The 12010-nt window shown below is 75.1% G+C and carries 10 protein-coding genes; 7 read left to right on the top strand and 3 right to left on the bottom strand.

The window, feature by feature from the left end:
* Positions 1 to 229 precede the first annotated feature (229 nt).
* From ACZ3IL_RS01650 to ACZ3IL_RS01660, 3 genes are all read left to right on the top strand, one after another.
* Positions 230 to 2353 (top strand): HEAT repeat domain-containing protein, encoded by a 2124-nt coding sequence (locus ACZ3IL_RS01650; RefSeq protein ID WP_467385563.1) that lies wholly within the window; start codon positions 230 to 232, stop codon positions 2351 to 2353.
* 232 nt (positions 2354 to 2585) lie between these two features.
* Positions 2586 to 3965, top strand: a complete 1380-nt coding sequence (locus tag ACZ3IL_RS01655; RefSeq protein ID WP_467385564.1) for an FtsW/RodA/SpoVE family cell cycle protein — start codon at positions 2586 to 2588, stop codon at positions 3963 to 3965.
* Complete coding sequence (locus tag ACZ3IL_RS01660; RefSeq protein ID WP_467385565.1) at positions 3962 to 5440, top strand: penicillin-binding transpeptidase domain-containing protein; 1479 nt, start codon at positions 3962 to 3964, stop codon at positions 5438 to 5440. Before ACZ3IL_RS01655 ends, ACZ3IL_RS01660 begins: the two co-directional genes overlap by 4 nt.
* Before the next feature lie 95 nt (positions 5441 to 5535).
* On the opposite strand, the gene ACZ3IL_RS01665 is transcribed toward ACZ3IL_RS01660, so the two are convergent.
* On the bottom strand, positions 5536 to 6642 hold the full coding sequence (locus tag ACZ3IL_RS01665; RefSeq protein ID WP_467385566.1) for a ferritin-like domain-containing protein: 1107 nt from the start codon (positions 6640 to 6642) through the stop codon (positions 5536 to 5538).
* Positions 6643 to 6866: 224 nt separating this feature from the next.
* Between ACZ3IL_RS01665 and ACZ3IL_RS01670 the strand changes: the two genes are divergently transcribed.
* The 4 genes from ACZ3IL_RS01670 to ACZ3IL_RS01685 all read left to right on the top strand — a co-directional run bounded on the left by ACZ3IL_RS01670 (position 6867) and on the right by ACZ3IL_RS01685 (position 10112).
* Positions 6867 to 7589 (top strand): TetR/AcrR family transcriptional regulator, encoded by a 723-nt coding sequence (locus ACZ3IL_RS01670; protein WP_467385567.1) that lies wholly within the window; start codon positions 6867 to 6869, stop codon positions 7587 to 7589.
* Between the two features lie 233 nt (positions 7590 to 7822).
* Positions 7823 to 8122, top strand: coding sequence for a hypothetical protein (locus ACZ3IL_RS01675; protein ID WP_467385568.1), 300 nt, complete (start codon positions 7823 to 7825; stop codon positions 8120 to 8122).
* A gap of 74 nt (positions 8123 to 8196) precedes the next feature.
* Positions 8197 to 9633 (top strand): C40 family peptidase, encoded by a 1437-nt coding sequence (locus tag ACZ3IL_RS01680; protein ID WP_467385569.1) that lies wholly within the window; start codon positions 8197 to 8199, stop codon positions 9631 to 9633.
* Between the two features lie 53 nt (positions 9634 to 9686).
* On the top strand, positions 9687 to 10112 hold the full coding sequence (locus tag ACZ3IL_RS01685) for a HEAT repeat domain-containing protein (RefSeq protein WP_467385570.1): 426 nt from the start codon (positions 9687 to 9689) through the stop codon (positions 10110 to 10112).
* 18 nt (positions 10113 to 10130) lie between these two features.
* On the opposite strand, the gene ACZ3IL_RS01690 is transcribed toward ACZ3IL_RS01685, so the two are convergent.
* Both ACZ3IL_RS01690 and ACZ3IL_RS01695 read right to left on the bottom strand, forming a co-directional pair.
* Complete coding sequence (locus tag ACZ3IL_RS01690) at positions 10131 to 11366, bottom strand: styrene monooxygenase/indole monooxygenase family protein (RefSeq protein ID WP_467385571.1); 1236 nt, start codon at positions 11364 to 11366, stop codon at positions 10131 to 10133.
* 30 nt (positions 11367 to 11396) lie between these two features.
* Complete coding sequence (locus ACZ3IL_RS01695; RefSeq protein ID WP_467386759.1) at positions 11397 to 11936, bottom strand: GTP-binding protein; 540 nt, start codon at positions 11934 to 11936, stop codon at positions 11397 to 11399.
* Between the last annotated feature and the right edge of the window lie 74 nt (positions 11937 to 12010).

Below are 12010 nucleotides of genomic sequence, written 5' to 3' on the forward strand. Positions count from 1 at the left end.
GGTCCGGGACGCGGCGCGGGACGGCGGGGAAGGCGCGCCCGGAGGCGGGAGGAGGACGCCCCGCCCGGCCGGGCACCCAGAGCAACGGGCCCGCCCCGCACCGTACATGGCGCAAACAGACCGCAAGGGAGGCCGTGGGTGCGGCGGGTCTCGGAGGTACGGCCTCGCTGTCGGCCCCGTGGTGCACACTTGCTGCCTGGTACAGCGCTCACGGGGAAGGCGGCCGGCCATGCTGACGGGGATCGAGGAGGTCGACTGGGCCTCGCTGGGGCACGCGTACGGCCCCGCGGACGACGTGCCGGAGCTGCTCCGCGGACTCGCCTCCGCCGATCCCGCCGAACGGGAGACGGCCCTCGACGGCATGTACGGCGCCGTGCACCACCAGGGCGACGTCTACGACTCGACGCTCGCCTGCATCCCCTTCCTCCTCGAACTCGTCGCCGATCCCGGCGTCCAGGACCGGGGCGGCATCGTCGAACTGCTCACCAGCATCGGCGGGATCGAACTCGACGACGACGAGGAGCTGGACCTGCCCGACGAGGCGGGCGACGGGTTCACCCCCGCCGCCAACTACGCGATGGCCGCCGCCGCCGTCGCCGCCGGGGCCGACGTCTTCCTCGGGCTCGTCTCGGACGCCGACCCGGAGGTGCGGCTCGCCGCGCCGTGCGCGCTGGCCTCGCTGCACCCCGAGCCGGCCCGGGTGCTGACCCTGCTGCGGGAGCGGCTCACCGTCGAACGGGACACCGAGGTGCGGCTCGCCCTGGTGGCCGCCGTGGGGCGGATCGCCCTGCGGCACGCGTCGCTGCGCGCCGAGACCGTCGACTGGCTCGGCTGGCTCGCCCGCGCCGCCCAGGACCCGGGGCTCCGGCTCGCGGCCCTGGCCCAGCGGGCGCGCTGCGCGCCGGCCGAGATCCCCGACGACGTCGTGCCGTGGGTGGCGGGGCTCCTGGAGGAGATCAGGGCCACGGCGGCCCCCGGGCCGGGCCAGGACGCCTTCCGGGCCGCCGCCCCGACGCTCATCGGTCAGGTGCGGGAACTGCTCGAGGAGCACGCGGCCGGCCGGCCCGCCCCCTGGACCGAGGAGCTGCTGAGGACGCTGCACGCCGCGCTCGACGACCGCGTGGACGACCGGATCGCGCTGGTCCTCGCCCAGTTGCGCAGCCCCGACTGGGGGCAGCGTTCGGACGCGATCCGGCTGTGCGGCGGGCTGATACGGGTCTGGCGCGGGCGGTACGAGGAGGTCGTCCGGCTCGTCGGCGCCCAGCTCGACGATCCCGAGCCCCGTCTCCGCGAGGCCGCCGTCTCCTTCCTGGAGCGGCTCTTCGAACTGGGCGCGCCCGCCGCCGACGCGCTCGCGGCACACCTGGCCCAGGGGCCGCCGCCCGGGCGGGGCGGGCCCGGCGGGCGGCCCGGGTGGGACGGACGGTCCTGGCAGGACGGGCGGTCCGGGTGGGACGGGGCGCTGCTCGCGCTCGCCCGCGCCGGGGACCCCCGCGCGGTGCCGCCGCTGGCCCGCGCCCTGGAGGAGGGGGAGGTGCGGCGGGAGCTGCTGTACGCGGTGGACGGCCTCGGCCCCTCCGGCACGGCGCTCACGCCGCCGCTGCGCCGCCGGCTCGCCGGGATCGAGCTCGACGAGCGGCTGTACGACCGGGCGGCGCCCCTGCTGCACGCGCTGGCGGCCGTGCGGGGCGCGCAGGCGCTCCCGGAGGTGCTGCGGGTGCTGCGCGGGGCGCCGGGGAACCGGCGCGACCGGGTGCGGGAGGCGGCCCTGCGCGCCCTCGCGGCCTTCGGGCCCGCCGCCCGGGAGGCCGTACCGGAGCTGCGGGGGTTCCTGGACGACGGGTCGGCCGCCGTCGCGACGGCGGCGGCGCGCGCCCTGTGGGCGGCTGGAGGGGACCCGGCGGAGGTGCTGCCGGTCCTGGAGCGGTGGCTGCGGCCGGGCGTGCCGGGCGCGGACTGGTGCGCCGCCGCCCGGGTCCTCGGCGAGATCGGTCCGGCGGCGGCCCCGGCGGCCCCGGCCCTGCGGCCGGGGCTGGTCTCGCGGGACCTGTGGGTGCGGGTCCGGGGCGCGGCGGCCCTGTGGCGGGTGACCGGCGAGGCACGGACGGCCCTGCCGGTGCTGCTCGCGGCCTGGGAGGAGGACCGGCACGCGCGCGTGGACGTCGCGGAGTGCCTGGCGGAGATGGGACCGGCGGCCTCGGAGGCGCAGCTGGCCGTCCTCACCGAGCTGACGCGGAGGCGCCGCCACAACGCCCGCGAGGGCGCTTCGGGCAGCCACGACATCCACGAGGACGAGAAGCTCCTGACCCTGTGCCGGGCCGCCCTGGCGCGGATGGAGCACGGGACGTACTGAGCCGCCGTCCGCGCGACCGCCGCCCGCGCGGTCCGCCACCCGTACGTCTGCCGCCCGTCCGGTCCGTCGCCCGCGCGGTCCGCCGTCCGCGCGACCGTCACCCGTCCGGTCCGTCACCGCCGTACCGCCGTCGTGCCCGCCCGGCCCCGGCGGGGCTCCTCCGTGCACACCATCACACGGCACACCGTCACACAAAAGGGACATACCGCATACCGCTTGCTACGTTGCGGCCATGACCGCACCGCGAACGGACGCACTCCCGCCCGGGGCGGGCGTTCCGAAGCGTCGCGGCGTGGAACTCTCCCTCCTCGTCTGCGCCGTCCTCATCTCCGTCTACGGTTACGCGGCGGTCGGCCTCGCCCGCAGCGGCGCCGTGCCCCCGGACGCCGCCCGCTACGGGGCCGGGCTCGGCCTGCTCGCGCTCGTCGCCCACCTCGCGGTCCGTTTCCGCGCCCCGTACGCCGATCCGCTGCTGCTGCCGATCGCGGTCCTGCTCAACGGCCTCGGTCTGGTCCTGATCTACCGCCTCGACCTGGAGACGCCGGACGACCGGGCGGCGGCGACGCAGCTCGTCTGGTCGACGCTCGGGGTGGCGCTCTTCATCGTGGTCGTGCTGCTCCTGCGCGACCACCGCACGCTCCAGCGGTACGCGTACGCCTGCGTGGCCGCCGCGCTCGCCCTGATGACCCTGCCGATCTTCTTCCCCGCCGTGAACGGCGCCAGGATCTGGATCAGGGCCGGCGGGCTCTCCTTCCAGCCGGGCGAGTTCGCCAAGATCCTGCTCGCGGTCTTCTTCGCCGCGTACCTCGCCGCCAACCTCGACGCCCTCGCGTACGCCGGACGCCGCTTCCGGCGGCTCCGGTTCCCGTCGTGGCGGGTGCTCGGGCCGGTCGTGGCGATCTGGCTCCTGAGCGTCGGGGTCCTCGTCCTGGAGCGGGACCTGGGCACCTCGCTGCTCTTCTTCGGCCTCTTCGTGATCATGCTGTACGTGGCGACCGGCCGGACCGGCTGGGTCGCGGTCGGCCTGGTGCTCGCCTCCGCCGGGGCCTTCCTCGTCGGCTCGCTCGAACCGCACGTCCACGGGCGGGTGCAGGACTGGCTCGACCCGTTCGCCACGATCCGGGCGGGCGAGGGCCCGGGGCAGCTCGCGCAGTCGCTGTTCGCCTTCGCCGCCGGGGGGACGTCCGGCACGGGCCTCGGCCTCGGCCACTCCGTGCTCATCGGTTTCGCCGCCAAGTCCGACTTCATCCTGGCGACGGCCGGCGAGGAACTGGGCTTCGCCGGGCTGACCGCGCTCTTCCTCCTGTACGCGCTGCTCGTCGGCCGCGGCTACCACGCCGGCCTCGCGCTGCGCGACCCCTTCGGGCGGCTGCTCGCGACCGGACTCGCCTCGATCGTGGCGCTCCAGGTCTTCGTGATCGCGGGCGGGGTGATGGGGCTGATCCCGCTGACCGGCATGGCGATGCCGTTCCTCGCGCAGGGAGGTTCCTCGGTGGTGACCAACTGGGTGATCGTGGCGCTCCTCATCCGGGTCAGCGACTCGGCGCGCGCGCCGCGGCCGGACGCCACCGGTGCCGCGACGCGCACGCCGGTCAGGGAGGGCGCCGCGTGATCCGCTGCATCCGGCGCGCCGCCGGGCTCTGTCTCGTCCTCCTGGCCGCGCTGCTCGTGAACGCGGGCCGCGTGATGGTGGTCGAAGCCGGTTCGCTGGACGACAACCCGGCCAACCGGCGGATCGCGATCGGCCGGTACGCGCAGCCGCGCGGCGAGATCGTCGTGGACGGGAGGCCGGTGACGGGCTCCCGGGACAGCGGACAGCAGTTGCGCTGGGAACGGACCTACCGGCAGGGCCCGTTGTACGCGCCGGTGACGGGCTACGCCTCCCAGACGTACGGCACGACGCTCCTGGAGAACGCCGAGGACGCGGTCCTCGCGGGGACGGAGCCGATGCTGGCGCCGCTTCCGCTCTGGAACGGCCTCACCCGGGGACGGCAGCCCGGCGGCGACGTGATCACCACGATCCGGGGGCCCCTGCAGGAGAAGGCCTACCGGGGGCTCGCCGGGAAGCGGGGGGCGGTGGTGGCCCTCGAACCGTCCAGCGGCCGGATCCTGGCGCTCGTCAGCTCTCCCTCGTACGACCCCGGGGTGCTCTCCGGGACGGGCGGGAAGGTCGGGGAGGCGTGGCGGCGGCTCAACTCCTCGCGGAGCCGGCCGATGCTGAACCGGGCACTGCGCCAGACGTACCCGCCGGGCTCCGCGTTCAAGATCGTGACGGCGGCGGCGGCCCTGGACGCGGGGGTGGTGCGGGACGTGGACGCGCCGACGGGCATCCCCGACCCGTTCGTGCTGCCGGGCACCCGGCAGGTGCTGCCGAACGAGACGGAGGGGTGCGACGGCGCGTCCCTCGCGTACGCCGTCCGGTGGTCGTGCAACACGGTGATGGCCGGCCTCGGGGTCGAGGTGGGCCTGACGGAGATGGTGGACGCGGTGGAGCGGTTCGGCTTCAACGACACGGGGCTCCGGGTCCCGTCGTGGGTGGCGGAGTCCCGTTTCGACCGGGAGATGAGCCCGGACCAGCTGGCCCTGTCCTCGATCGGGCAGTTCGACACGGCGGCGACGCCGCTCCAGATGGCGATGGTGGCGGCGGCCGTCGCCAACGACGGGGAGATCGCCCGCCCGTACCTGGTCGACCGCACGACCACCGCCGGCGGCACGACCGTGGAGCGGACCGTCCGCCGCAGCTACCGGCAGGCGATGACCCCCTCGACGGCGCTGCGGCTCCAGGAGCTGATGGTGCGGGCGGTGGAGGAGGGCACGGGGACGAACGCGGCGATCCCGGGGGCCAGGGTCGGCGGCAAGACGGGCACCGCGCAGCACGGCTTCGGCAACACCGGCACGCCGTACGCCTGGTTCATCGCCTGGGCGCAGGGCCGGGACTCCGCGCGGCCGGCGGTGGCGGTGGCGGTGGTCGTCGAGGACGCGGAGGCCTCCCGCACGGACATCAGCGGGGGCGGGAACGCGGCGCCGATCGCGAGGGCGGTGATGGAGGAGGCGCTGCGGTTGGAGGCGGAGGACCGGCGGGGGTAGGGGCGGGAAGGGGCGGCGCGGATCGGGCGGGGCCCGGGGGGCGGGGAGGTGTTGATCGGGCGGGGTCCGGGGGCCCGGCCCGGGGGCCCGGGGGCCTACTCCGTCGCCCCCTCCTCGATCGCGGCCGTCACCTCCGCCGCCCGGGCCCGCTCCTCCGCCGCGAAGCGCTCGGCGTCGAGGCGTTCCGCGGCCTCCTCGTCCTGGGTCATCAGCAGGTCGAGGCTGGAGTCGCCGAGGTCGAAGACGCCCATGTCCAGGTAGGCCTTCTGGAGGCGGGGGCCCCAGAGGCCGATGTCCTTGACGCAGGGGACGATCCGGCTGAAGAGGAGCTTGCGGAAGAGCCGGAGGAACTCGCTGCGTTCGGTCAGCTCCCGGGCCTCCTGGCGCGGGACGCCGAAGTTCTCCAGGACGTCGAGGGGCTTCAGCCGGTCGCGCATGAGGTGGCAGCCCTCGATGACGAACTCCTCGCGCTCGCGGAGTTCGGCGTCCGAGAGCTGCCGGTAGTGGTCGCGCAGGGCCATCCGCCCGAAGGCCACGTGCCGGGCCTCGTCCTGCATCACGTACGCGAGGATCTGCTTCGGCAGCGGCTTGTCGGTGGTGTCGCGGATCATGCCGAAGGCGGCGAGGGCGAGGCCTTCGATGAGGACCTGCATGCCGAGGTAGGGCATGTCCCAGCGGGAGTCGCGCAGGGTGTCGTCGAGGAGGCCCTGGAGGTTGTCGTCGATCGGGTAGAGCATGCCGATCTTCTCGTGGAGGAAGCGGCCGTAGATCTCGGCGTGCCGGGCCTCGTCCATGGTCTGGGTGGCCGAGTAGAACTTGGCGTCGAGGTCGGGGACGGACTCCACGATCCGGGCGGCGCAGATCATCGCGCCCTGTTCGCCGTGGAGGAACTGGCTGAACTGCCAGGAGGCGTAGTGCCGGCGCAGTTCACCCTTGTCCTTCTCCGTCATCTTCGCCCAGTGGCGGGTGCCGTACAGGTCCAGGACCTCGTCGGGGGTGCCGAGCGGGTCGTACGGGTCGACCTCCAGGTCCCAGTCGACGCGGGTGGCGCCGTCCCACTGCTTGTCCTTGCCCTTCCGGTAGAGGGCGAGGAGGCGGTCGCGGCCGTCGTCGTAGTCCCAGGTGAAGCGGGCGGCGCCGGTGGCGGGCACGTCCCGGACGGCTTCGGCGGGGGCGTTCACATAGAGGTCGTGCGTCGACACTGACGACTCCTTCTTCCGGCCTTCTTCCGTCCGTTCCCAGCAGGCTCACACGGAGGTGACGGCCCGTCAACCGGCCGAGCACGAGGGATTGCCGCGCCGGGCGCGCGTGCTCCGACATGCGGTTACCCAGGGTAAGGCAGAGGGGTGCCGCGCGCCGGCGCCCGGTGCGACCGGAACCCGCGCACGGGGCGCACCGCCGGGCGGTCCGCCGTTACGCTGCGGGCATGACGAGTCCCGCCACCCCCGCGTACCGCAGGCTCAGCGTCGAGGAGCGGCGCGGCCAGCTCATCGAAGCGGCCCTGGGACTCTTCGCCCACCGGACGCCGGAGGACGTCTCCCTCGACGACGTCGCCGAAGCCGCCGGCGTCTCGCGGCCGCTCGTCTACCGCTACTTCCCCGGCGGGAAACAGCAGTTGTACGAAGCCGCCCTGCGGTCCTCCGCCGACGCCCTGAACCGCTGCTTCGCCGAGCCGCTCGCCGGGCCCCCGACGGAGCGGCTCGGCCGGGTGCTCGACCGGTACCTGTTCTTCGTGGAGGGGCACGACGCCGGGTTCAGCGCCCTGCTGCGCGGCGGCAGCGTGGTGGAGACCCCGCAGACCTCCGCGATCGTGGACGAGGTGCGGCGGGCCGCCGCCGAGCAGATCCTCCTCCACCTGGGGGTGGAGCGGCCGGGCCTCCGGCTCGGCATGCTGGTCCGGACGTGGATCGCCGCCGTGGAGGCCGCCTCGCTCATCTGGCTCGGCGAGGGAAAACGGCCGCCGGCGGCGGAGCTGCGGGACTGGATGGTCGACCACCTGGTCGCCCTGCTCACCGTGACGGGGGCGGGCGACGAGGAGACGGGGGAGGTCGCCGGGCGGCTCCTCGCCCAGGAGGAGTCCGGCGGGCCGGTGTCGGCCCTGGCGCACCGGCTGATCCCGGTGGTGGGCGGGGCGGCCCACCTGCTGTGAGCCCGGCGGGCCCCGGCGCGCCGGGCCCCGCACCGGACCGCCGCTCGCCGGCCCCCGCGCCGGGACCACCGCCCCGGCCCGGCCGTGCGCCTCCGCTCACCCCGGCCCGGCCGCGCACCTTCCCCGGCCCGGTCCGGCCGCGCGTCTCCCCCGCCCGGGCGATCCGCCCCGGTCCGGCCGTCGCACGCCGGGTCCGGCCGTCGCGCACCGGGTTCGCGGGGGAGACTGGGGAGGTGAGAAGCGAGAACACCCCCTTCCGCGGCGGGCCCCTGGACGGCCGGGTCCTGCCGATCCTGCTCGGCCCGACCGGCCACCCGCCGAAGTGGTACGAGGTCCCGGTCCCGGCGCACGACGGGCATCCGCCGAGGGTGTACGCCTACCTGCGCGAGCCCGCCGGTCACACGAAGCGGCTGGGACTCCGGCGCGGCTGGGTCTACGTGTACGCCCCCGGAGGACGTGAGCGGCGCGAGCTGAGGTGGCCGTGGTCGAAGCCCGGCGGAGGCGGGGCGGAGGGGGCTGGGCCGACCGGGTGAGGACGCCGGACGCGCCCCCGTTCGTACGGTAATCGGATGAAGTGAGCCGTCATCATCCCCCTGGAGGTGGTGACGTGTCACGACGACTGCTGCGCACGGTCTGCACGGGAGCGCTCGCCGCGGCGACGGCGCTCGCGGGAACGGCCCCGGCCGCCGCCCGGCCGGCGGACCCGCCCGTGGAACCTCCGATGGAGGCCCCGATCGCCTGGGCGGACCCGGCGCTCGAACCGGTGGGCCCCGTGGACCCGGACGCGCTCCCGGCCCCCGGCACCTCCCAGGACGCCGGAGCACCCGCCGGAACGGAACCACCGGACACCACGGGCCCGACGGAGACCCCGGACGCCACGGAAACCCCGAAACCCACCGGATCGACCGGATCGACCGGTCTCGCCGACTCCTCCGACCCGGCCGGCCCGGCCGATTCCACCGGTCCGGCCGGTCCCGCCGAAGGGCTCCCCCTCGACGACGCCGCCGCGCTCCCGCCCCCGGGCGGCGACTCGGTCTCCGGCCTCCTCGCCCGGCTGCGCACGCTCTACCGGCAGGCGGAGGAGGCCACCGAGCGGTACAACGCCGCCGAGGAGGCGCTGAAGCGCCAGGCCTCGGACGCGCGGAAGGTCACGGACCGGCTCACCGCCGCACGGGCCGACCTCGCCCGGGGCCGGGCCGAGGCGGGCCGGATCGCCCGGGAGCAGTACCAGGGGAGGTCGGAGCTCTCCTCGTACCTGGACGTGCTCTTCGCACCGGACCCCGGGGCGGCCCTGGACCGGGGAAGACTGGTGGCCCGCGCCGGGCGGAGCCGCGCCACCGCCGTCTCCCTGCTCGAAGGGGCCGCCAAGCGGGCCGACGCCCTCGCCGGCGCCTCCCGCGAGGCCCTCGACCGGCAGCGGCGCCTCGCGGCCGAGCGGCGTGCCCGGCGCGACGAGGTGCGGACGAGGCTGGGGGAGGTCGAGAGGCTGCTGGCCGGACTCTCGCGGGGGCAGCTCGCACGGCTCACCGAGCTGGAGCGCGTACAGACCGCCGGCGCGCAGCGCGAACTGCTGGACTCCGGGGCCCTGGACGGTCGGCGCACCCCGTCCCGGGCGGGCGCGGAGGCCGTGCGGTTCGCGGTGGAACAGCTCGGCAAGCCGTACGAGTGGGGGGCCGAGGGCCCGGACGCGTACGACTGCTCGGGGCTGACGCAGCGGGCGTGGGCGGCGGCGGGCCGGGAGATCCCCCGGACCAGCCAGGAGCAGTGGGCGACGCTCCCCCGGGTGCCGCTGCCGGAGCTGCGGCCCGGGGACCTGGTGGTCTACTTCCCGGGCGCCACGCACGTGGCGCTCTACCTCGGCGGGGGCCTGGTGGTGCAGGCGCCGCGTCCCGGCGCGAAGGTGAAGGTCTCCCCCGTCGCGGCGAACCCGCTGCTCGGGGCCGTGCGCCCGGATCCGGACGGCACCGCCCTGGCCTCGTACACGCCGCCGGACCTCCCGGAGGGCGCGAGGGACGGCGGGGACGAGGGCTTCGACCGCGGCTGAACGCGCCCCCGGGCGCGGGACACCCGCACCCGGTCCGATGACAGACTGGGGCCATGACACCCTCCGATGCCCGGCGGTCCGGCACGATCACGGAGCACGCGGATTCCCCTGACTGGTCGGTCCGCGCCGCCGCCGGGCGGCGACTCGCCGCTTCGGACGAGGCCGAGCAGGGAACGGAGGTGCTTCTCCGCCTGCTCCTGGACCCTCACGACACCGCCGTCACGCAGGATACGGCGAACGCCCTGCTCCGGCGCGGCGACGCGTTCGGCCTTCGCCAGGTGCTCCTGGCCCTGGACCGCGCCACCTCGGAGTGCACCGCGGACGAACTGGCCGCCGCCGTCCACTTCCCGGAGTGGACGACCGGAGGGGGAACGAACCGGCTGCTCGCACGGTTGCGGGACCTCACGGCCGACCCCGATGCCGGTGTCCGCCGTGAAGCCCTCGCCCTGCTCTCCGAGATGTCCCCCCAGCAGAGCTGACCGACCGTCAGCCCTCCGTCAGCTCCCGGTGACCGACGCCAGGTACGCGCCCGTCTTCTCCGGGTCGTAGAAGAAGTTCTCGAAGTCGGACGGGTCGTTGAAGCCGTTGGCGAAGCGGTCCGCGACGGGCTGGAGCTGTCCGGCCGCGCCGAGGAGGTTCAGGACGTGCTCCGGCGGCGGGGCCAGCATCGCGTTCGTCCACTTGGTGACGTGCCGCGCCGTCTGCCAGTAGCGGTCGAAGGCGGTGCGCATCCACTCCTCGTCGAAGGGCTCCTCGCCGCGCTCGACGATCGCGGCGAGGTACGCGGCCGCGCACTTGGAGGCCGAGTTGGAGCCCTGGCCCGTGACCGGGTCGTTGGCGACGACGACGTCCGCGACGCCGAGGACCAGGCCGCCTCCGGGCAGCCGGCCGACCGGGTTGCGGACGGTCGGGGCGTACCGGCCGGCGAGGGTGCCGCCCGCGTCGGTCAGTTCGACCTTGGTGGCCCGCGCGTACTCCCACGGGGTGAACCGTTCCATCAGCTCCAGCGTCAGCGCCAGGTGCTCGGACGGGTCCTTGACGCCCTGGAAAGCGTCGAGCGGGCCGCCGGGGACGCCCTCCCAGAAGAGGATGTCGGCGCGGCCGCCGGTGGTGAGGGTCGGCATGACGAACAGTTCGCCGACGCCCGGGACGACGTTGCAGCGGACCGCGTCGAAGTCCGGGTGCTCGGGGCGCGGGCCGAGGCCGTGGACGTACGCGACGGCGAGCGCCCGCTGCGGCTCGGCGTACGGGGAACGGGAGGCGTCCCGCTCGAACATCGAGACCAGCTCGCCCTTGCCGGCCGCGACGAGCACCAGGTCGTAGGAGCGGGAGAAGTAGTCGAGGTCCCCGACGGCCGCGCCGTGGATGACGAGCTGGCCGCCGCGCTGGGCGAAGGTCTCCATCCAGCCGGCCATCTTCACCCGCTGGTCGACGGACTGGGCGAACCCGTCGAGGCGGCCGACCCAGTCGATCGCGCGGGAGGAGTCGGGGCCCGCGACCGAGACGCCGAGGCCCTCGATCCGGGGGGCCTGGGACTCCCAGAAGTTGAGCCCGAGGTCCCGCTCGTGCTGGAGGGCGGTGTGGAACATGCACTGGGTGGACATGACCCGGCCGGAACGGATCTCGTCCGCCGTCCGGTTCGACATGAGGGTGACCTCGTACCCCCGCGACTGGAGGCCGAGGGCGAGCTGGAGACCGGACTGCCCGGCCCCGACTATGAGTATCTTCCGCATGGGTGGTGCTCCTGGCGTGACGGGGGGAGGTTACTCGGGGGTGGCTTCGAGCGCGTGCGCGACCATGGCGAGCAGGGTCTCGACGACGCTGTAGCGCTTGCGCGCGTCCATGATCACCACGGGGACGTGCGGGGGCACGGTCAGCGCCTCCCGGACGTCCTCCGCCTCGAACGGCTCGCTGCCCTCGAAGTGGTTGACCGCCACGACGTACGGGAGGCCGCAGCTCTCGAAGTAGTCCAGGGCCGGGAAGCAGTCGGTGAGCCGCCGGGTGTCGGCGAGCACGACCGCGCCGATCGCGCCGCGCACCAGGTCGTCCCACATGAACCAGAAGCGCTGCTGTCCCGGCGTGCCGAAGACGTAGAGCACCAGGTCGTTGTCGAGCGTGATCCGGCCGAAGTCCATCGCCACCGTGGTGGTGAGCTTGTCCGGCGTGGCGGTGAGGTCGTCGGTGTCCTCGCTGGCCCGGGTCATCAGGGCCTCGGTCTGCAGCGGGGTGATCTCGGAGACCGCGCGGACGAAGGTGGTCTTGCCCACGCCGAAGCCGCCCGCGACGACGATCTTCGTCGCGATCGGGGCCCGGGTGTGGTCGAGCTGCCAGTCCTGGGCGCCGTCCTCGGGGTCCGCTCCGGGGACGGACGCCTCCG

The organism is Streptomyces sp. NPDC014907 (assembly GCF_055562975.1).

Bases quoted from the DNA above. Each gene is read 5' to 3' on its own strand.
- ACZ3IL_RS01670 (WP_467385567.1), top strand. From the start codon at position 6,867: ATGACGAGTCCCGCCACCCCCGCGTACCGCAGGCTCAGCGTCGAGGAG.
- ACZ3IL_RS01655 (WP_467385564.1), top strand. From the start codon at position 2,586: ATGACCGCACCGCGAACGGACGCACTCCCGCCCGGGGCGGGCGTTCCG.
- ACZ3IL_RS01690 (WP_467385571.1), bottom strand. From the start codon at position 11,366: ATGCGGAAGATACTCATAGTCGGGGCCGGGCAGTCCGGTCTCCAGCTC.
- ACZ3IL_RS01685 (WP_467385570.1), top strand. From the start codon at position 9,687: ATGACACCCTCCGATGCCCGGCGGTCCGGCACGATCACGGAGCACGCG.
- ACZ3IL_RS01650 (WP_467385563.1), top strand. From the start codon at position 230: ATGCTGACGGGGATCGAGGAGGTCGACTGGGCCTCGCTGGGGCACGCG.